Source organism: Saccharopolyspora ipomoeae (genome assembly GCF_029952525.1).
GTDB classification, from domain to species: Bacteria; Actinomycetota; Actinomycetes; order Mycobacteriales; family Pseudonocardiaceae; genus Saccharopolyspora; species Saccharopolyspora ipomoeae.
Genome location: NZ_JASAOF010000031.1, coordinates 1 through 19826, shown reverse-complemented (window position 1 = coordinate 19826; position 19826 = coordinate 1). Strand labels below are relative to the sequence as shown.

Below are 19826 nucleotides of genomic sequence, written 5' to 3'. Positions count from 1 at the left end.
TGTTCCGTTCCGCCCATTCCTACCGCGGCGGCCAGTCCGCCCGCGGGGTGGAGCCCGAGCTGCCCGTCATCCCGACCGCTCTGGTCGAAGTGGACGTGGTGCAGCGGTGGCGGGACGGAGTGCCGGGCGCGACGGCGGTCTTCGACGGCGAGACCGGCCCGGACCTGGCCGCTGCGGCCGAACGGTTCTCTGTGGACGCCGAGGTGCTCACCGCGCTCGGCGCTTCCGCCTCGGCCGGGGACGCGAAGGCGTTCCCGCTGCGCTCCGGTGACGTCGGCTGGCTCGTCGGCGTCGGCTCCGGCACCCCCGCGCAGTGGCGCTCCGCCGGTGCGGGCCTGGCCCGCGCGGTGCGCGAGAAGCTGACCGGTGCGGGCGACGGCGACTCCGAACCCGGGGACCTCGGCGACGCCTCCGACGCCGACTACCTGCAGGTCCGGTTGCCCGACGACGTCGGCGACGAGCTGATCGGCGAGCTCACCCTCGGGCTCGCGCTGGGCGGGTACCGGTTCAAGGTCACCGACGAGCCCGCGCCGCCGCGCCTGCGCAAGGTCCTGCTCGTCGCCCCGGACGGCGCCGACGTCGCCGCGCTGCGCGAGTCGGTGCGCCGCGCCCGCGAGCTCGCCGCCGCCACCGCGCTGGCCCGCGACCTCGCCAACGCACCCTCCAACGTCAAGGACCCGGCCTGGTTCACCGGGCTGGCCGCCGAGCTCGCCGGGCCGGTCGCGAACCTCACCGCGACCGTGCGGGACGAGAAGTGGCTGGCCGACAACGGTTTCGGCGGCATCCTCGCGGTCGGCGGCGGCTCGTCCCGCCCGCCCCGCCTGCTGCAGCTCGACTACCGGCCGCAGGACGCGACCGGCCCGCACCTGGTGCTGGTCGGCAAGGGCATCACCTTCGACACCGGCGGCATCTCGCTCAAGCCCGCCGACGGCATGCACCTGATGCGCACCGACATGTCCGGTGGCGCGGCGGTCATCGGCGCGCTGCTGGCGATCGCCCGGCTCGGTCTGCCGGTGAAGGTGACCGGCCTGGTGCCCTCCGCCGAGAACCACGTCTCCGGCACCGCCTACCGGCCCGGCGACGTGGTGCGGCACTACGGCGGCAAGACCACCGAGGTCGGCAACACCGACGCCGAAGGGCGGATGGTGCTGGCCGACGCGATGGCCTACGCCGTCGACGAGCTCCAGCCCGACGTGCTCATCGACGTCGCGACGCTGACCGGCGCGATGAAGGTCGCGCTCGGCCTGCGCACCGGCGGCCTGTTCGCCACCGACGACGAGCTGGCCGACCAGATCGCCGGGGCGGGCGAGCGGGTCGGCGAGTCCTGGTGGCGGATGCCGCTGCTGGAGGACCACGCCGAGGCCGTCCAGGGCGCGCTGTCCGACGTCAAGCAGACCCCGGCCGGTCCGGGCGGGATCACCGCGGCGCTGTTCCTGCGCGAGTTCACCGAGGGCGTGCGCTGGGCGCACCTGGACATCGCCGGGCCCGCGCGGGCCGACAAGGACTACTCGGAGGTCACGGTCGGCGGCACCGGCTTCGCCGCCCGCACGCTGGCCGAGCTCGCCTCCGAGCTGAGCTGACCGGGAACGGGCTGACCGGGGAGCGGGCTGACCGGGGAGCGGGCTGACCGGGGAGCGGGCTGATCGCTGAGTCGAGCGCCACGGGTGATGACCGGCACGGTTCCGGGCGCCGTCGATCAGGTGGTGTTTAACGTCTAAAGCATGGTGTCGGCCGGACGTGTGCGCAGGATTCGGATCGCGCTGCTGCTCGGTGCGCTGGCCCTGTTCGCCCTGCTCTACGCGCCGCAGCCGGTGCTGCCGCAGCTGGCGGGCGAGTACGGGCTGAGCCCGGGCTCGGCGGCGCTGCTGGTCTCGGCGGCGACCCTCGGGCTGGCGGTGTCGGCGATCCCGCTGGGCACGCTGTCGGAGGCCGTCGGCCGCCGCAAGACCATGATCACCAGCCTGGTCGTCGCCGAGCTCCTCGGTCTCGTGCTGCCGTGGGTGCACTCGTTCCCGCTGATGGTGGGGCTGCGGCTGGTGCAGGGGGCGGCCGTGGCCGGGCTCGCCGCCGTCGCCACCGCCTACCTCGTCGACGAGACCGGCGGCGTGCGGCTGGGCACCACCGTCGGGCTCTACGTCGCGGGCACCACCATCGGCGGCATGACCGGTCGGCTGCTCGGCGGCGTCGTCGGCGACTTCTGGGGCTGGTCCGGCGGAGTGCTCGCGGTCGCGCTGCTGGCCGCGGTGTGCACGGTCGCGTTCGTCGTCCTGCTGCCGTCCGAGCAGCGCCACCAGCGGAAACCGCTGCGCTGGGGGCCGCTGCTCGGCGGTCTCGGCGCCGCCCTGCGCGACCCCGGGCTGTACCCGCCGTACCTGGTCGCGGCGCTGGGCATGGGCAGCTTCGTGACGGTCTACAACGTGCTGGCCTTCCGCATCACCGCCCCGCCGCTGCTGGTGCCCCCGGCGCTGGCCGCGCTGGCGTTCCTCGCCTACGCGGCGGGCACGGTGACCTCGGCGCTGGCCGGGCGCGCCGCCGACCGCTGGGGGCGCGTGCGGGTGCTGCTGACCAGCCTCGCGGTGGCGGGAGCCGGTCTGCTGCTGATGCTGCCGGACTCGGTGTCGGTGATCCTGGTCGGCCTGGTGGTGTTCACCGGTGGGTTCTTCGGCGCTCACTCGGTCGCCAACGGCTGGGTCGGCACCCGCGCCTCCGCCGAGGCGCGCGGCCAGGCATCGGCCCTCTACCAGCTCGCCTACTACGGCGGCAGCAGCGTCGGCGGAGTCCTCGGCGGCATCGCCTACGGCGCCTGGGGCTGGCCCGGCATGACCCTGCTCCTCGGCATCTGGCTCGCCCTCGCCGCGATCGCGGTCGCCTTCTCCCGCACCCTCACCACCCCGCGCGGGTGACCCGATTTCAATGGAAGTCGGGTTCCCGATTTCCGTTGAGATCAGGAGTCCGACTTCCATTGAAATCGAGTCAGGTGACGGGCGTGCCCCTGCGGTCGGGACCGGTCATGCGAACGAAAGACCTGGTCAGGTGGCGTCCGCGTCGTACGGGGGGCGTTCGCCGGGGGCCAGGGGGCGCTCGGCCGGCTTCGGCGGGGTGGGCGCCGGGGTGTGGCCGTTGGTGGACGGGGTGTGCCCGTTGAGGGGCGAGGAGTTCTTCGAGAACTCCTCGAACGGGTTCTCGCCGTCCAGCAGGTGCTTGGTGACGGCGGTCTTGGGGTTGAAGTTGCGAACGCTGCGGAGCTCGTCGAGCGGCTTCTTCAGCTCGTCGAACTCCGGACCGATCTCCGAGCGGATCTGCTCGCGGGCCCCGGTCGCGTACTCCCTGACCTGCCGGATCGTCTTGCCCAGCCACGCGGCGCCCTGCGGCAGCCGATCCGGACCGAGCACGAACAACCCGACCAGGGCGAGAACCAGGAGCTCGGGCCAGCCGACGCTATCGAACACCTCTCGACTCCTCTGGGATCCTCGTGGCTCGGGGACCGACGCCGAGCTGCCGACAACACCAGAGTACCGACCGGGTGACGCTGGTCGAAGAGGGGAACTGGCGTAAACACGCCCCGTGTCCCAGCGGTGTCCGGCCGTTCATGCCGATGTGATCGGTCATTTCAGCGTCACGTCGAGCACCAGCTCGCGGCCCTGCCGGACCACGGTGACGGGGACGCGCTCGCCGACCTGATGTCGGTCCACTGCCACGATGAGTTCGTCGGCGCTTCCGACCTTGCGGTCGCCGACCTTGATGATGACGTCTCCTTCGGCCATCCCGCCGCCCGCGGCGGAACTGCCGTCCTGCACGTTCTGCACCTGCGCGCCGTCGGCCAGACCGTCGCTCACGGACTTCGCGTTGACGCCGAGATCGGCGTGCCGGACGGTGCCGGTGCGGATGAGTTCCTGAGCGATCCGCCGGACGTCGTCGATCGGGATCGCGAACCCGAGACCGATCGAACCGCCCTCACCGCCCGAACCGAGCGTGCGGATGGCGCTGTTGATGCCGACCACCGCACCTGTCCCGTCGACCAGCGCGCCACCCGAGTTGCCCGGGTTGATGGCCGCGTCGGTCTGGATCGCGTCGATGACGGCGTTGGTGTCGGTGCCCTCGCCGGCCAGCCGGACCGGCCGGTGCACCGAGCTGACGATGCCGGTGGTGACGGTGCCCGCCAGGCCCAGCGGCGAGCCGATGGCGATCACGTCGTCGCCGACCTTCAGCTTGTCCGAGTCGCCGAGCTGGGCGACGGTCGGGTTCGAGACCTCGACCTTGAGCACCGCGAGGTCGGTCTTGACGTCCCGGCCCACGACCCGCGCCGGAGCCCGGGTGCCGTCGTGGAAGACCGTCGAGACCTGCGCGTTCGGGGTGTCGGCGGCCATCGACACCACGTGGTTGTTGGTGACCACGTAGCCGTCGCCGTCGATGACCACGCCCGATCCGGAGCCGCCCTGCCCGCCGATGCGGACCTCGATGGACACCACCGCGGGCACCACCCGCTGCGCCACCTGCGACACCGATCCGCGCGGCCGGTCGGTCGCGCCCTGATCGACCTCGGCGAGCGTGACGTCCGGGTTGACCAGCGGGTTCCCCTCCTCGGCGGTGATCCGCCCGAGGAAGCCGCCCGCCACGCCCACCAGCAGCGCGACCACGCCCAGGATCGCCAGCGCGCGCGGGTGCACGCGCCGGCCGAAGAGCACCTCGCGAGCGCTGAGCAGCGGGCCCGCCGCGCGCTCGCCGTCGTCGTCGGACTGGTTCTCGGGCACCGCGGGCGGGCCGAGGATCGCGCCCGCCGCCGGGTCCCGCCACGGGTCCCGGTCGCCCGAGCGCGCCTGGTCGTCCGAGCGCCACAGCACCGGGTCCGGCTCGGTCTCCGGTGTCATCGGCTTCTCGCCCGGTGCGCGCTGCAGCGGCCCGTCGCCGTGCGACGGTGGGCGGCCGAACGCCTGGACCAGCGCGTCCGCCGGAGGCGGTGCCTGCTCGATCCCGCGCACGGGGAGGCCGTGCTGGTCGGGGTCGAAGCTGCCGGACACGCCGTGCGGGCGGGCGAAGGCGTGGCGCTGCGACGGGTCGACCTCGGGACGCTCCAGCGGACGCGGCGCGAGCCGGTCCGCGGAGTGGCCGTTGGCGTGCTGCGCGGGGGGTGTTGCGAACTGGTCCGCGGGCACGCCGCGACCGGTCATGGTGCCGCCCTGCCAGGGGTGCACCGGCTCGGAGTCCTGCTGACCCGGCGCAGGGGAGTCCCGGCGCGCGTCGGGACCCTGCGCGGGCGTTCCTGGCTGGTCGCTCATCGCTCCCCGGGCTGTCCGATCGGGCTCGTCGCTTCGAGTGGATCACACGGGCGCGCGGCCCGCCTCACCGGCATGGTGCCGACGACCCCATCTTGCCCGCAGCGCGGTGAAGTCGGTGTGGAGTGGGCGCGAACTCGCCAGTTCGTTACCCGGCGGGCGGAGCCGTCGTCGCGGTGGACGGGAGCGCGGCCGAAGGGGCCGGAGGTGCGTCGGGCGCCTTCGGCGCGGGTGCCGCGGTCTGGCTGCCGACCGGCGTGCTCTGGCCGACCGGCGTGCTCTGGCCGACCGGCGTGCTCTGGCCGACCGGGGTGGTCTCCGACGGCAGGGCGGTGTTGCCCGCGGCCGGGATGACGGCGTTGGTGAACGAGCCGCCGGGCAGCGGCACGGGCGCGCCCTGCAGCGGCTGGCCGTCCTCGTCGGTGACCGGCACGTTCAGCAGCGTCAGCGCCCCGAGGACCAGCCCGGAGAAGACCACGCCGGCACCCTGCCGGGTGCGGCGGGTGGCCCGCCGGTTCGCGGTGTCAGGGGCGTCGTAGGAGGTCACGGCCGTGCCCAGCGGCTGCTGCGAGCCGCCGAGCGGCGTGGACGAACCCAGCACCGCTCCGCTGCCGAAGCGCTTCACGTCGTTCGGGCGGGACACGGCGACCAGCTGACCGTCGTCGGTCAGCGCGAGGTTCTCGGGCTGTGCGGGGAGCTCGGCGCTGGAGGGGATCGCCTGCAGCGCCTGCAGGAGCTGCGGCGAGACCGAGGGCGCGTCGGCGGCGCGCACCGCCGCGCGGGCCTGCCGCTGCGCGGCGGCGTCGGCCGCGCACGCGGGGCACCCGGCCAGGTGGGCCACCGCGCGGTCGTGGGCGCTCGGGCTGAGCTCGCCGTCGACGAACGCGACGAGAGCGTCCAGCGCGAGGTGCTGCTCGGACAGCCCCCACCCCCGCAGAACCGTCATCCGTCATTCCTCCCGGCTTGGTCGCGGCTCGCTTCGAGCGTGTTCTTGAGCATCTGGCGGCCGCGGTGGATCCTGCTGCGCACGGTACCCAGCTTCACGCCGAGGGTGGTACCGATCTCCTCGTACGACAGGCCCTCGACGTCGCAGAGCACGATGGCCGCGCGGAACTCCGGCGGCAGCTTGTCCAGCGCGGCCTGCAGGTCCGGGTCGAGGTGGGTGTCGTGGAACACCTGCTCCGGCGTCGGACCGCCGCCGGGCAGCCGGTCGGTGTCCTCGGGCAGGCCCTCCATGCGCAGGCGGGACCTGCGGCGGGCCATGTCCAGGAACAGGTTCGTGGTGATGCGGTGCAGCCACCCCTCGAACGTGCCCGGCTTGTACGAGGCCAGGGAGCGGAACACCCGGATGAAGGTCTCCTGGGTGAGGTCCTCGGCGTCGTGCTGGTTGCCGGACAGCCGGTAGGCGAGCCGGTACACCCGGTCCGCGTGCTGCCGGACCACCTCGTCCCAGCTGGGCGGGGTCCAAGCGGCCTCCTCCGCGCCGGGGGAGACGGGACTCGGGGAAACGCTGGTCTCGTGGGTCCGGTCGGTGCCGGGGGCCACGCTCATCGGCTGTGTTGCCATCGGGCGAAGAGCCACCTCCTGTGGGCTTGCATCTACCAGAACGAGCGGCGCCGGACCGTTGTTCCCGCGACCCGCACGACGGTGAGACGCCGATGGGTGTCGGTGTATGACGTCCACTGTCGTCCTCCCTGGTGAAGTGGGCATGAAAGCCACCTGAGAAGGGCCTGAGATTCCGGGTGAGCCGTCCCTCACCCACTCGGCCGCGCCGCGTTGATCACTCTGCGTGAGGAAATGTCGCGCATGGAAACGGGCTTCTAACGATGTCGCCCGGAAACATCATTTGTGCGCGCGGCGCCGATAACCTCTCGCGTTGTGATACCCGAGAGGTCGGTGGCCCGCTACTCGACGGGCGGCCAAGCGGTGGGGGAGCGGACGCGCGCTCGCCCGGTCGGCGACGGTCCGCTGGACTCGCCGGTCGGTGCGTCGTCGCTGCACGTGCTGCGGTTCCTCGCGGCCGCGCTGCGGGCCAGGGCCGTCGTCGAGATCGGCACCGGGTCCGGGGAGAGCGCCCGCTGGCTGCTCCGCGGGATGCTGCCCGAGGGCGTGCTGACCTCGATCGACGCCGATCCGGCCAACCAGCGGATCGCGCGCGCCGCGCTGCGCGAGGAGGGCGTCGCGCCCACCCGCACGCGGTTGATCACCGGCTGCGCGGTGGAGATGCTGCCGCGCTTCACCGAAGGCGGCTACGACCTGGTCTCGGTCGGCGTCGCGAGCACCGACTACCCCGCCTACCTGGAACTGGGCGCCCGCCTGCTGCGCCCCGGCGGCGTCATCGTCTTCGCCGGGGTCCAGCTCGGCGGCGACCCCGACGACAGCGGCGGCGCCCTGACCGCGGCCATCCGCGACCTGGTCAAGGCCGTTCAAGACGACGAGGGCCTGATCCCGGTGACACTGCCGACCGGGCCAGGCCTCCTCGCCGTCGCCAAGGGTTAAGACCTGTTCCGTGGTTGCTTCGCTTGGCGGTGCGGGTAGCGGAACCTGAGCGGCTCCGTGGTCTCCGTGCGCCGCTCCTTATGCATGTCCGATACACGGCGTCCCGGCGTACTCGCCATGAAGCCGCTCAGAACCCGCGGCGGTGCGGGCTGAGTCCCGCACTTGAAACAGCGGCTTCGCCGCCCTCATGCGCAGCGCTTAAGCGGGGGACACCGACAGGAGCTTGCCCGCCAGGCCTCGGGCACGGGTGCCCAGGCGCTGGGCGATGTCGCTGAGGGCGGCGCCGGCCGGGGAGTCCGGCTCCTGCAGGACCAGCGGCTCGCCCGCGTCGCCGCACTCGCGCAGCCTCGGGTCGAGCGGGATCTGGCCGAGCAGCGGCACCTCGGTGCCCAGCGAGCGGCTCAGCGAGTCGGCCACGATCTGGCCGCCGCCGGAGCCGAAGACCTCCACGCGCTGGCCGTCGGGCATCTCCATCCAGGACATGTTCTCCACGACGCCGGCCAGCCGCTGGCGGGTCTGCATGGCGATGGCGCCCGCGCGCTCGGCCACCTCGGCGGCGGCCTGCTGCGGGGTGGTGACCACCAGGATCTCGGCGTTGGGGATCAGCTGGGCGGTGGACAGCGCGACGTCACCGGTGCCGGGCGGCAGGTCCAGCAGCAGCACGTCCAGGTCGCCCCAGAAGACGTCGGCGAGGAACTGCTGCAGCGCGCGGTGCAGCATCGGGCCGCGCCAGACGACCGGGGTGTTGCCGGGCGTGAACATGCCGATCGAGATGACCTTCACGCCGTGCGACTGCGGAGGCATGATCATCTTCTCGACCTGGGTGGGCTTGCCGCCCGCGCCCAGCATCCGCGGCACGGAGTGGCCGTAGATGTCGGCGTCGACGACGCCGACAGACAGGCCCCGGGCGGCCATCGAGGCGGCCAGGTTGACCGTCACGCTGGACTTGCCGACGCCGCCCTTGCCCGAGGCCACGCAGTAGACGCGGGTCATCGAGCCGGGCTCGGCGAAGGGGATGCGCGGTTCGTCGGCGTCGCCGCGCAGGCTGCGACGCAGCTCGGAGCGCTGCTCGTCGCTCATCACGTCGAGCTCGACCTGCACCGAGGACACGCCGTCGACCGCGGCGACGGCGTCGTTGACCCGCTGCGTGATCGTCTCGCGCATCGGGCAGCCCTGGACCGTCAGGTAGACCTCGACCGTCACCGCGCCGCCGTCGCCGACGGACACGCTCTTGACCATGCCCAGGTCGGTGATCGGCTTGCGGATCTCCGGGTCCTCGACCTTGGTGAGCGCCTGGCGGACGGCGTCCTCGGTCGGTGCGGACTGCGTACTGGTCACGGTTACCTCGACAAGCGTTGGTGAACGTGGTGGGGACGGGACGTGTCCCGCCGAACCAGAAAAGGGTCTCACACCCGCATCCGGCAATCCCATGTTACGGACCAGTAGCCCACCATCTCCGCCGGTAGGACGATCGGCCTCGACTAGACCGGGGGCGCTGCGAAGTCAAGTGCGTGCGGACAGTAATATCCGTCACGTGGCCGAGACGGCTTTGGACCGATTACCCACTCGAAGTGAATTGTTGGCGTACCGCAGTTTTCTTCGCGCGCACGCCCGGGTCACGCGCTGCCTGGAGAGCGACCTGATCGCCGAGCAGAGGCTCACCCTGGCCGCCTACGACGTGCTGGAAGCGCTGGCCGAAGCGCCGGAGCAGCGGCTCCGGATGACCGAGCTCGCCGATGTCGTGCTGCTGTCCCGGTCCGGGGTGACCCGGCTGGTGGACCGGCTCGAACGGCTCGGGCTGGTGCGCCGCGTGCGCGTGGACTCCGACGGGCGCGGCGTGCAGGCCGTGATCACCGAGCGTGGTGAGGGGCGGCTGCGGATGGCCGCGTCGACCCACCGGCACGGTGTCGTGCGGTACTTCCTCAACGCCGCCGACGGAGAGCTCGAAACCCTGGTGCGCGCGTGCGAACGCCTGGCGGACGGGGGTGTGCCCTCGCCACCCGGGCAGCGTGCGCAAGCATGAGCGGGTGAGCTCACTGATCAAGGCGGTCGGCCTGGTGCGGTTCGCGGACCGGCGGTTGCTGCTGGTCCGCTCCGCCGACCAGGAGGCCTTCTACCTGCCCGGCGGCGGTATCGAACCCGGCGAGACCGAGCGCGAGGCGCTGCACCGCGAGGTCGCCGAGGAACTCGGCGTCGTCCTCGGCGAGGCCGAGTTCTACGCCCGCTACTTCAACGACGCCGTCGGGCGCGGCGCGGGCGTGAAGGTCGATCTCGCCTGCTACACGGGCGTTTTCGACGGCGAACCGGTCGCCTCGGCGGAGATCGCCGAGCTCGGCTGGTTCACCCGGGCCGAGTACGAGCAGCACCACGTCACAGCCCCGGCGATCCTCGACCTCTACGCGGACTTGGATCCCGCGTGATAGACAGCCAAGAAGTTGTTTGCGGTCACCTTGCTCAGCGGTGCGGGAAGGGGAACCTGAGCGGCTCCGTGGACTCCGCGCGCCACTCCTGATGTATGCCAATACACGGCGTCGCGGCGTGCTCGCCACGAAGCCGCTCAGAACCCCCGGCGGTGCCAGCTGCCAGGGTGGTTGCCAAGAATCGATGCGGATGTGGAGGTCGACGTGGACGGTCGTCGTGCCCGGCGCAGTTGCCTGGCGGTGCCCGGTTCGAGCGCGAAGATGATCGACAAGGCTCGCGGGCTGGCCGTCGACCAGTTCTTCCTCGACCTGGAGGACGCGGTCGCGCCGCTGGCCAAGGCCGAGGCGCGGGAGCGGATCGTCGGCGCGCTCACCGAGGGCGGCTGGGACGGCAAGGTCCGGTCGGTGCGGGTCAACGCGCTCGACACCGAGTGGACCTACCGCGACGTCGTCACCGTCGTCGAAGGCGCGGGCGCGGACCTGGACACGATCATCCTGCCGAAGGTCTCCACCCCCGACCACGTGCGCTGGCTGGACCTCACGCTGACCCAGATCGAGCGCGCGATGGGCCTGGAGGTCGGGCGGATCGGCATCGAGCCGCAGATCGAGGACGCGCGCGGTCTGGTCGAGATCGACGCGATCGCCCGCGCTCCCCGCGTGGAGGCGCTGATCTACGGGCCCGCCGACTTCATGGCGTCGGTGAACATGCGCTCGCTGGTCGTCGGCCACCAGCCGCCCGGATACGACGTCGGCGACGCCTACCACTACACGCTGTTCCGCATCCTCACCGCGGCGCGCGCCGCCGACGTGCAGGCCATCGACGGGCCGTACCTGCAGATCAAGGACGTCGACGGGCTGCGCGAGGTCGGAGGTCGTTCCGCCGCGCTCGGTTTCGACGGCAAGTGGGTGCTGCACCCGGCGCAGGTGGACGCGGTCAACGAGCTGTTCTCGCCGCGCCAGGCCGACTACGACCACGCCGAGAACATCCTCGACGCCTACGAGTGGCACACCTCCGCCGCCGGTGGTGCGCGCGGAGCGGCGATGCTCGGCGACGAGATGATCGACGAGGCGTCCCGCAAGATGGCCCTGGTCATCGCCGGGAAGGGCCGTGCCGCGGGCATGACCCGCAACGACCCCTGGACTCCGCCGGAAAACTGATTCCGCCCCACCGCGCGCCGTCGTCGCGGTAGTTTCGCGCCCGTGGACGACGGTGACGAACTGCGCTTGGCCCTCGCCATGCGCGGGGGCGCGAGCATGGCGGTGTGGATCGGCGGCGCGGTCGCCGAGGTCAACCGGTTCCGGGAGTCGCTGGAGACCGAAAGCGACCACCCCTGGGCGGCTTTGGCGCGCGCGGCCGGGTACCGGTCGGCGAGCGTCGACGTGCTGGCCGGGGCGTCGGCGGGCGGGCTCAACGCCGCGCTGATGTCGGCGACTCTGGTCTACGGCCTGCCGTTCGACCGGATGCGCCGGATGTGGGTGCAGCTGGCCGACCTGGAGGCGATGTCGCGGCCGGTGCCGAAGTTCTGGCAGCGCGCCCCGCTCTCCTTGCTGGAGGGCGACGACTACTTCCGCGCCGAACTCGTCCGCGTCATCCGGGACAACGCGCCACCGGTCGAGGAGCACCCGGGACGTCGCGCGGACATGCTGCTCACCGCGACCCTGCTGGACCCGCTGGTGGAGCGGTGCCACGACGCGCGCGTCGGGCCGATGCCGCTGGAGAAGCGGGCCGCGCGGCTGACCTTCCACCACGAGGGCCGGGCCGGGGACCCGCTGTCGGACTTCGGCGACGTCGAGGGCACCGCGCTGCGGCTGGCCCACGCGGCCCGCGCCACCTCGTCATTCCCGTTCGCCTTCGAACCCGCCCAGATCCGCTCGGGGCCCGGCGAACCGCCTGCGGGCGAGCCGAACATGCTGGGCCTGTTCTCCGAGACCAGCACGGGCGCAACGCCGTTCCGCGTCATCGACGGCGGGGTGCTGGACAACATCCCGGTCACCGCCGCCATCGAGGCGATCGCGGCGGCGCCCGCCGACCGGCCCACCAAGCGCTTCCTGCTCTACCTCAACCCCGATCCCGTCGTCTCGCACGGGCAGCGCGGCTCCGGTCGGGCGCTGCCGGTGACCGCGGCCGCGCTGCGCAGCCGGTTCACGCAGGAGTCCCTGCTGTCGGACCTCGACGCGCTCGCCGACCACAACCGGTCCGTGGATCGGAACGCGCTGCGCCGCAAGGCGTTGTTCGCCCCGCTGCGCGAGAACCCCGGCGGACTGGGCGAACTCAGCTCGGCGGTCGCCGCCGACAACGCGGTGGTGCGCGCCGAGCTCGACGCCCAGGCGGTGCACGCGCTGCTCGTCGACCCGGCGGGCAGCGAGGACGGAACGCTGCTGCCGCCGGTGATCGGCGATCCGCTGGCGGAGTGGTCCGCGCAGGCCCGCGACCAGCTGCCGGAACGGCTCTCGGCGCTGGCGGCCGAGCGCGGGCCGGAGATCTTCGACGACGCGCACGGGCTGCGCGCGGCGATCGCCGAGTGCCTCGGCTGGTCCTGGGACGTCGAGCGATCCGCGCCGGTCGGGCCCTGCAAGGCGCAGCTGTACCGGTTGCGGGCCTTCGCGACCGTGCTCGCCGGGCACGCCGACCGGTACTGGGTCAACGGCGCCCGGCTGGAGCCGATCGTGGAGACCGCCGAGCTCGACGGCTGGATCCGGCGGGTGCGGCGCCGTCGCGACCGCCTCCAGCACCGGCTGCCGTCGCCGATCGAACCGCTGCTGGGCGCGGTGCTGCGCGCGGTGACCGACGGCGACGGGTTCCAGCAGGCCCTGGCCGAGTTCGCCGCCGAGCTCCGGTCCATCGTGGACTCCTCCGGCGCCGACGCGGCTCCCGAGGCCGACGGCGTGGACGCGGTCGCGCGCGCCCGCGAAGTGCTGCACGGCATCGCCCGCCGCCTCGCCGACGCGGCTCCGCCGCGCCCGGAACCCGTCTCGGCGGAGCGGATCGGCTACGCGCTGCTGGAGACCACCGACCGGATCCCGGAGGTGCTGCGGCAGCTGGTCGTCCTCACCGCCCCGCTGGACGTCGGACGCGTGCCCACCAGCCGCATCGACCTGCTGCGCGTGGTCAGCGACGAGCGCACCCCGCTGCCGTTCAGCGCGCTGCGCCGCGACGGGCAGCTGCGCATCGAGGACAAGATCCGCGGCCTGGACCTGGGCAACTTCGGCGCGTTCCTGTCGGCGAAGTGGCGCGCCAACGACTGGATGTGGGGCCGGATGGACGCGGCCGCCACGCTCGTCGGAATGCTCGCCGACCCGGAACGCCTGGTGCGCCACGGGGATTCGGAGCAGCTCGGCGAGGTCCTGCGATCGGTGGTCAGCGAGCCGACCGAGGCCGAGCTGGGAGCGCTCGACGAGGAGCAGGCCCGGCAGTGGCGCGGGTTCCTCGCCGAGGTGTGGGCCCGCCACGCGGACGAGGTGCGCGGTGAGCTCGACGCGCTGTTCGCAGCCCCCGACGACCGGCACCCGCTGACCGGGACCCGCGCGCTGCTCACCGAGCGCCTGCAGTGGACGATCGCGGCGACCGAGGTCCCGCACGTCGCGTCGGTGTCGCCCGGCGCGGACCCCGCGGGTGGCGCCGACCCCGCCCCACCACCGCCGACGGAGCTGGTCCGCGCCGTGGAGACCTTCGACGTGGGGCGTCAGCGCGTCCGCGACCTGGGCGAACCCCGCCTGCTGTCGGTGGCGACCCGCTTCGGGCTGCTGGCTCTGCGCGCCGTCCGCCCGCAGGGATCCGGTGCGCTGCAGCGGCTGGGTGCGATGGCGCTGACGCTGGTGAAACCGCTGCTGATGCTCGCGGCCTACGCCGCGGCCGCCCCCGGTCGCGCGGCTCTGCTCGGGTTCGCCGCCGCCACGACGATCACGTTGACCAGGGACGACGTTCCCCAGATCACCTGGCTCATGGCGGGTGACTGCCCGCCGCGCGCGATGTGCGCGGTCAGCGCGCCGGACTCGGGCTGGTGGTCGTTCGGCAGCCTCTCCGGGGTGGAGACCACGGGCTGGACCCCCTGGGCGGTGCTGCTGACGATCGTCTGCGCCGTCTGGTTCGGGCGACGAGTGGCCCGGCGCTTCGGCGCCGGACTCGCCCGTTGGGCCCCGGCGCTGGTGGTGGCCGCGCTGATGCTGGTCGGTGCGTACGCGCTGCACCGGACGGGCCTGCGGCTGGGGCCGCCGGCGGTCGTGCTCGTCGCGACCGTCCTGACCTGGCCCGCAGCGGTCGCCTACCGGACCTCGGCCCGGGTCGGCGCCGTCGTGCTGACGCTGCTGACCGGGCTCGTCGCGCTGGTGCTGGGCACGGACCTCGAAACCGAGGTCGGCACGTGGCTCGCGCTGACCGTCCTGGGCCTGACCCTCGCGCACTCCCTCCACCTGAGCAGCGTCGACGTCCTGGCCCCGCGCCCCAGGCCGCAGCACGAGGCGGCGCGCGCCGAGGCACCACCCGTCCGGGTTGCGGCTGCGCATCGTTGAGAAGACGTTCATGATCCTCGGTGAGCACCGCGCGGTAGCCTGGGGGAGCGGACATTGCGCCGGAATCGGGCCACGGCCCCCGCGCGGTCCCCGGTACCAAGCTCAACGGAGGTGTCAGCGGTGTCCAACCCCTTCACCGGCTCCAGCCGGCCGGCGCCGGGCACACCCAACCTGCCCACGCCGCCGACCGGGTGGCCGATCGGTTCCTACGGCACGTACGAGGAAGCGCAGCGCGCCGTCGACCACCTGGCCGACAGCGACTTCCCCGTGCAGGAGGTCACCATCGTCGGCGTCGACCTCATGCTGGTCGAACGCGTGACCGGCAGGCTCACCTGGGGACGCGTGCTCGGCGGCGGCGCCGCCTCGGGCGCCTGGTTCGGCCTGTTCGTCGGCCTGATCATGGGCATGTTCACCCCGCAGGGCAGCTGGATCGCCCCGGTGCTCGCCGGTCTCGGCGCGGGCATCGTGTTCGGGCTGGTCTTCGCCGCCGTCGGCTACGCCTCCACGCGCGGCCGCCGCGACTTCTCCTCGGCCAGCCAGCTGGTCGCGGGGCGTTACGACGTGCTCGCCCAGCCCAAGCACGCCGAGCAGGGTCGCGACCTGCTCGCCAAGCTGGCGATGCGCCCGCAGAACCCCTGAGGCCCCCTACCGCCGGGTGGTGAAACTCCTGGTCCAGCCCCCGAATCGGGTAAGCGGGGTGCGGCTGACGGGGGAGCCGGTACGCCTGTTGTTTCCCGCTTCTTCACGGGTTGGCAACAAGGCGCGAGACCGCTTGCCCTCCGTGATCATCACGCCTAGCTTTCCTGCCACCGGCTGACCGCCGGTGGTTGCGGTGCGACGGAGCGTTGGCGAATCCCGGGAGCTCGGTCGCGTCCGCGGCCAGTGCACCGGAAGGACCGAGAGTGAAAGTTCGCCGCGTTCGCACGGCGGCACTGCTGGGCGCGTCACTGGTCTGCGCGTCGGCGCTGACCGCGTGCGGCCAAGCCACCAGTGCCAACACGATCAACCTCTACAGCGCACCCGAGGAGAACCTGCAGCACAACGTCGACCGCTGCAACGCGCAGTCCGGCGGCAAGTACGACATCGTCTACCACAAGCTCCCGCGCGACGCCGACGGTCAGCGCGAGCAGATGGTGCGTCGCCTCGCCGCCGGGGACACCGGGATGGACCTGCTCTACCTCGACGTCACCTGGACCGGCGAGTTCGCCGAGGCGAACTGGGTTCGCGAGTGGACCGGCGCCGACAAGGCCGAGGTCGAGCGGGACACCCTGCCCGGACCGCTGGAGACCGCGACCTGGCAGGGCAAGCTCTACGCGGCGCCGAAGAACACCAACGTGCAGCTGCTCTGGTACCGCAAGGACCTGGTGCCCGAACCGCCGAAGACCTGGAACGAGATGATCTCGACGGCCCAGCGCCTCGAGCGGGAGGGCAAGCCGCACTGGATCACCCTCACCGGCGCGCAGTTCGAGGGCCTGTACGTGCACTACAACACGCTGCTGGAATCGGCGGGCGGGCACGTGCTCAGCGACGACGGCAAGCAGGCCGTCGTCGATGAGGGCGCGGTGCGCGGGCTCGAAGCCCTCCGCGACCTGGGCACCGCAGGCGTCACCAGCCCCGGCATGAACAACGCCGAGGAGGACGACGCCCGCCAGGAGTTCGAGACCGGGCAGTCGGCGTTCCAGCTCAACTGGCCGTTCGTCTACGCCTCCATGCAGGAGGAGAAGCCGGAGCTGGCGAAGAAGGTCGGCTGGGCGCGGGTTCCGGGCCTGGACGCCGGGGTGCCCAGCAAGTCCACCATCGGCGGCGCCAACTACGCGGTGAGCAGCTACTCCACCAAACCGGAGCTGTCGTTCGAGGCCGCGAAGTGCCTGCGGGACAAGGAGAGCCAGAAGTTCTCCGCCATCAACGACGGCGTGCCGCCCACCATCGAATCGCTGTACTCCGACCCCGAGCTGCAGGCCGAGTACCCGATGCACGAGACGATCCTGCAAGCCCTCAAGGACCCGGGCATGCGGCCGGTGACCCCCGCCGCGCAGAACGTCTCGACGGTGCTGTCCAACATGCTCAGCCCGATCGCCGAGATCGATCCGCAGGCCACCGCCGAGCGGATGCGCCGTGAGGTGCAGAACGCCCTGGAGTCCAAGGGAGTGATGCCCTGATGGCGACGAAGGAGTCGCTCAGCGACGGCAAGCGGGCCGAGCGCAGGCTGGGCCTGATGCTGGCCGCGCCCGCGGCGCTGGTGATGATCGCCGTCACCGGCTGGCCCATCCTCTACGCGTTCTGGTTGTCCTTCCAGCGCTTCGACCTGAAGTACCCGGACCAGCGCGAGTTCATCTGGTTCGACAACTACATCACCGTGCTCGGCAACGGCTACTGGTGGAGCGCGTTCGCGGTGACCGTCCTGGTGACCGCCGTGTCGGTGCTGGTGGAGTTCGTCCTCGGCATGGGGCTGGCGCTGATCATGCACCGCGCGCTGGTCGGCAAGGGCCTGGTGCGCACGGTCAGCCTCATCCCGTACGGCATCGTCACCGTCGTCGCCGCGTTCAGCTGGCGCTACGCGTGGACGCCCGACACCGGCTACCTGGCCAACGCCATCGCCCCCGGCGGGGCACCGCTGACCGAGTACGGCAGCGCGCTGGCGATCGTCATCGTCGCCGAGATCTGGAAGACCACGCCGTTCATGGCGCTGCTGCTGATGTCCGGGCTCGCGCTCGTGCCCGACGACCTGCTCAAGGCGGCCGCGATGGACGGAGCGGGCGCCTGGCAGCGGTTCGTCAAGGTCATGCTGCCGGTGATGAAGCCGGCGATCCTCGTCGCGCTGCTGTTCCGCACCCTCGACGCCTTCCGCGTCTTCGACCACATCGTGGTGCTCACCGGCGGAGCGCAGGACACCTCCTCGGTGTCGGTGCTCGCCTACAACAACCTGATCAAGGGCCTGAACCTGGGCATCGGCTCGACCATGTCGGTGCTGATCTTCATCGCGGTCGCGCTCATCGCGTGGATCTTCGTGAAGCTCTTCGGCACCGCCGCCCCGGGTAGCGACGAGAAGGGGAGGGGCTGATGGCCGGCCTCGGCGGCACACCGACACCCGCGCGCAAGGCCAAGTGGGCCGCGCTCAACGTGATCGTGGTGGCCTACGCGCTGCTCCCGGTGCTGTGGATCCTGTCGCTGTCGTTCAAGACCTCCGACACCCTCTCCGACGGGAACCTCATCCCGCGCGAGTGGACGCTGGAGAACTACGCGGCGATCTTCACCACCACCGAGTTCACCCGCGCGCTGCTGAACTCCATCGGCATCGCGCTGATCGCCACGGCGATCGCCGTCGTGCTCGGGACGATGGCCGCCTACGCCATCGCCCGGCTCGACTTCCCCGGCAAGCGAGCGCTGGTCGGGGCGTCCCTGCTGATCGCGATGTTCCCGCAGGTCTCGCTGGTCTCGCCGCTGTTCGACATCGAGCGGACGGTGGGGCTGTTCGACACCTGGCCGGGACTGATCCTGCCCTACATCACCTTCTCGCTGCCGCTGGCGATCTACACGCTGTCGGCGTTCTTCCGGGAGATCCCCTGGGAGCTGGAGAAGGCGGCCAAGATGGACGGGGCCACGCCCGCGCAGGCGTTCCGGCGGGTCATTGCCCCGCTGGCCGCGCCGGGCGTGTTCACCACCGCGATCCTGGTGTTCATCTTCTGCTGGAACGACTTCCTGTTCGCCATCTCGCTGACGTCCACGGAGAACTCGCGGACGGTCCCGGTGGCGCTGCAGTTCTTCACCGGCGACTCGCAGTTCGAGGACCCGACGGGGACGATCTCGGCCGCCGCCGTGGTGATCACCATTCCGATCATCCTGTTCGTGCTGTTCTTCCAGCGACGCATCGTGTCCGGACTGACCTCCGGCGCAGTGAAGGGGTAAGCAAGTGGCCGACATCGTGCTGGACAAGGTGACCAAGCGCTACCCGGACGGGGCGCTGGCGGTCGACGAGGTCGACCTGCAGATCGCCGACGGCGAGTTCGTGATCCTGGTGGGCCCCTCGGGCTGCGGGAAGTCCACCACGCTCAACATGATCGCCGGGCTGGAGGACATCAGCGGCGGCGAGCTGCGCATCGGGGGCGAGCGGGTCAACGAGCGGGCGCCCAAGGACCGCGACATCGCGATGGTGTTCCAGTCCTACGCGCTCTACCCGCACATGACCGTGTTCGAGAACATGGCCTTCCCGCTGCGGCTGGCCAAGGTGGACAACGCGACGGTGAAGGACAAGGTCACCGAGGCCGCGAAGATCCTCGACCTGTCGGGTCATCTCGACCGCAAGCCCGCCAACCTCTCCGGCGGTCAGCGGCAGCGGGTGGCGATGGGGCGGGCGATCGTGCGCAGCCCCAAGGCGTTCCTTATGGACGAACCGCTGTCCAACCTGGACGCCAAGCTGCGCGTGCAGATGCGGACCTCGGTGTCGAAGCTGCAGAAGCAGCTGGGCACCACCACCGTCTACGTCACCCACGACCAGACCGAGGCGATGACCCTCGGCGACCGGGTCGTGGTGCTGCGCGGCGGCGTGGTGCAGCAGGTCGGCCCGCCGCAACACCTCTACGAGAACCCGGCGAACCTGTTCGTGGCCGGGTTCATCGGTTCGCCGGCGATGAACTTCGTGCCGGTGGAGCTCGCCGACGGCGTGCTGCGCAGCGCCCTGGGCGACGTGCCGCTGCCGGACCGGCTGCGCAAGGCCGTCGAGGCGGCCAACGCTCCGCGCGAGCTGGTGCTGGGCATCCGCCCGGAGCACTTCGAGGACGCCGCTCTGGTCGACGACGCGGCGCAGGCCGGGGGAGCGACGTTCACCGCCGAGGTGGACGTGGTGGAGGAGATGGGCTCGGACAAGTACGTCTACTTCACCCTGGCCGGTGCCAAGGCCAGCAGCGATCAGCTCGACGAGCTCGCCGCCGACAGCGGCAGCTCGGAGGTCCCGACCGACGAGGGCCAGGTGGTCACGCGCCTGTCGGTCCAGTCCCGGGCCGCGGAGAACCAGCCCCTGTCGGTCTGGTTCGACACGGACGAGATCCACCTCTTCAACCCGGCCACGGGCGAGACGATCCGCTGACGGTCCTCGGACGCTGTCGTGGGGGGGGGGGGGGGGGGGGGG

At 72.0% G+C, this 19826-nt stretch carries 17 protein-coding genes; 12 read left to right on the top strand and 5 right to left on the bottom strand.

Annotated elements, in window-relative coordinates; translation table 11 throughout:
* Nucleotides 1–47 precede the first annotated feature (47 nt).
* Nucleotides 48–1580 (top strand): leucyl aminopeptidase family protein, encoded by a 1533-nt coding sequence (locus QFW96_RS28185; protein WP_425524810.1) that lies wholly within the window; start codon nucleotides 48–50, stop codon nucleotides 1578–1580.
* 159 nt (nucleotides 1581–1739) lie between these two features.
* The gene (locus QFW96_RS28180) at nucleotides 1740–2903 is read left to right on the top strand and encodes an MFS transporter (protein ID WP_281458780.1); all 1164 of its coding nucleotides are present in this window, start codon (nucleotides 1740–1742) and stop codon (nucleotides 2901–2903) included.
* Between the two features lie 126 nt (nucleotides 2904–3029).
* On the opposite strand, the gene tatB is transcribed toward QFW96_RS28180, so the two are convergent.
* The 4 genes from tatB to sigE form a co-directional block, all read right to left on the bottom strand.
* Nucleotides 3030–3449, bottom strand: coding sequence for a Sec-independent protein translocase protein TatB (gene tatB, locus QFW96_RS28175; protein ID WP_281458779.1), 420 nt, complete (start codon nucleotides 3447–3449; stop codon nucleotides 3030–3032).
* Between the two features lie 156 nt (nucleotides 3450–3605).
* Nucleotides 3606–5276: a S1C family serine protease gene (locus QFW96_RS28170; protein WP_281458778.1), complete on the bottom strand. Its 1671-nt coding sequence runs from the start codon at nucleotides 5274–5276 to the stop codon at nucleotides 3606–3608.
* Between the two features lie 145 nt (nucleotides 5277–5421).
* The gene (locus QFW96_RS28165; protein ID WP_281458777.1) at nucleotides 5422–6219 is read right to left on the bottom strand and encodes a zf-HC2 domain-containing protein; all 798 of its coding nucleotides are present in this window, start codon (nucleotides 6217–6219) and stop codon (nucleotides 5422–5424) included.
* Nucleotides 6216–6839 (bottom strand): RNA polymerase sigma factor SigE, encoded by a 624-nt coding sequence (gene sigE / locus QFW96_RS28160; protein ID WP_281458776.1) that lies wholly within the window; start codon nucleotides 6837–6839, stop codon nucleotides 6216–6218. The genes QFW96_RS28165 and sigE overlap by 4 nt, the downstream gene beginning before the upstream one ends.
* A 312-nt stretch (nucleotides 6840–7151) precedes the next feature.
* On the opposite strand from sigE, the gene QFW96_RS28155 reads away from it, so the two are divergent.
* Nucleotides 7152–7772 (top strand): O-methyltransferase, encoded by a 621-nt coding sequence (locus QFW96_RS28155; protein ID WP_281458775.1) that lies wholly within the window; start codon nucleotides 7152–7154, stop codon nucleotides 7770–7772.
* Between the two features lie 198 nt (nucleotides 7773–7970).
* Here the strand turns inward: QFW96_RS28155 and QFW96_RS28150 are convergent, their stop codons facing one another.
* Complete coding sequence (locus QFW96_RS28150; protein ID WP_281458774.1) at nucleotides 7971–9110, bottom strand: Mrp/NBP35 family ATP-binding protein; 1140 nt, start codon at nucleotides 9108–9110, stop codon at nucleotides 7971–7973.
* A 196-nt stretch (nucleotides 9111–9306) separates the two neighbouring features.
* On the opposite strand from QFW96_RS28150, the gene QFW96_RS28145 reads away from it, so the two are divergent.
* The 9 genes from QFW96_RS28145 (at nucleotide 9307) to QFW96_RS28105 (ending at nucleotide 19784) form a co-directional block, all read left to right on the top strand.
* Nucleotides 9307–9795, top strand: coding sequence for a MarR family winged helix-turn-helix transcriptional regulator (locus QFW96_RS28145; protein ID WP_281458773.1), 489 nt, complete (start codon nucleotides 9307–9309; stop codon nucleotides 9793–9795).
* Between the two features lie 4 nt (nucleotides 9796–9799).
* Nucleotides 9800–10192, top strand: a complete 393-nt coding sequence (locus QFW96_RS28140; protein ID WP_281458772.1) for an NUDIX hydrolase — start codon at nucleotides 9800–9802, stop codon at nucleotides 10190–10192.
* A gap of 204 nt (nucleotides 10193–10396) precedes the next feature.
* Nucleotides 10397–11350: an HpcH/HpaI aldolase/citrate lyase family protein gene (locus tag QFW96_RS28135; protein WP_281458771.1), complete on the top strand. Its 954-nt coding sequence runs from the start codon at nucleotides 10397–10399 to the stop codon at nucleotides 11348–11350.
* Between the two features lie 42 nt (nucleotides 11351–11392).
* Nucleotides 11393–14701, top strand: a complete 3309-nt coding sequence (locus QFW96_RS28130) for a patatin-like protein (protein ID WP_281458770.1) — start codon at nucleotides 11393–11395, stop codon at nucleotides 14699–14701.
* Nucleotides 14702–14821: 120 nt separating this feature from the next.
* A complete protein-coding gene (locus QFW96_RS28125) occupies nucleotides 14822–15340 on the top strand; it encodes a YflT domain-containing protein (RefSeq protein ID WP_281458769.1) in 519 nt (172 codons plus the stop codon).
* Nucleotides 15341–15603: 263 nt separating this feature from the next.
* A complete protein-coding gene (locus QFW96_RS28120; protein ID WP_281458768.1) occupies nucleotides 15604–16860 on the top strand; it encodes an ABC transporter substrate-binding protein in 1257 nt (418 codons plus the stop codon).
* Nucleotides 16860–17762 (top strand): carbohydrate ABC transporter permease, encoded by a 903-nt coding sequence (locus tag QFW96_RS28115; protein ID WP_281458767.1) that lies wholly within the window; start codon nucleotides 16860–16862, stop codon nucleotides 17760–17762. The genes QFW96_RS28120 and QFW96_RS28115 overlap by 1 nt, the downstream gene beginning before the upstream one ends.
* Entirely contained in the window at nucleotides 17762–18607 is an 846-nt protein-coding gene (locus tag QFW96_RS28110) for a carbohydrate ABC transporter permease (protein ID WP_281458766.1), read from the top strand. The genes QFW96_RS28115 and QFW96_RS28110 overlap by 1 nt, the downstream gene beginning before the upstream one ends.
* A 4-nt stretch (nucleotides 18608–18611) precedes the next feature.
* Nucleotides 18612–19784, top strand: a complete 1173-nt coding sequence (locus QFW96_RS28105) for an ABC transporter ATP-binding protein (protein ID WP_281458765.1) — start codon at nucleotides 18612–18614, stop codon at nucleotides 19782–19784.
* Nucleotides 19785–19826 lie beyond the last annotated feature (42 nt).

Bases quoted from the DNA above. Each gene is read 5' to 3' on its own strand.
- QFW96_RS28165 (WP_281458777.1), bottom strand. From the start codon at position 6,219: ATGACGGTTCTGCGGGGGTGGGGGCTGTCCGAGCAGCACCTCGCGCTG.
- QFW96_RS28170 (WP_281458778.1), bottom strand. From the start codon at position 5,276: ATGAGCGACCAGCCAGGAACGCCCGCGCAGGGTCCCGACGCGCGCCGG.
- sigE (WP_281458776.1), bottom strand. From the start codon at position 6,839: ATGGCAACACAGCCGATGAGCGTGGCCCCCGGCACCGACCGGACCCAC.
- QFW96_RS28110 (WP_281458766.1), top strand. From the start codon at position 17,762: ATGGCCGGCCTCGGCGGCACACCGACACCCGCGCGCAAGGCCAAGTGG.
- QFW96_RS28115 (WP_281458767.1), top strand. From the start codon at position 16,860: ATGGCGACGAAGGAGTCGCTCAGCGACGGCAAGCGGGCCGAGCGCAGG.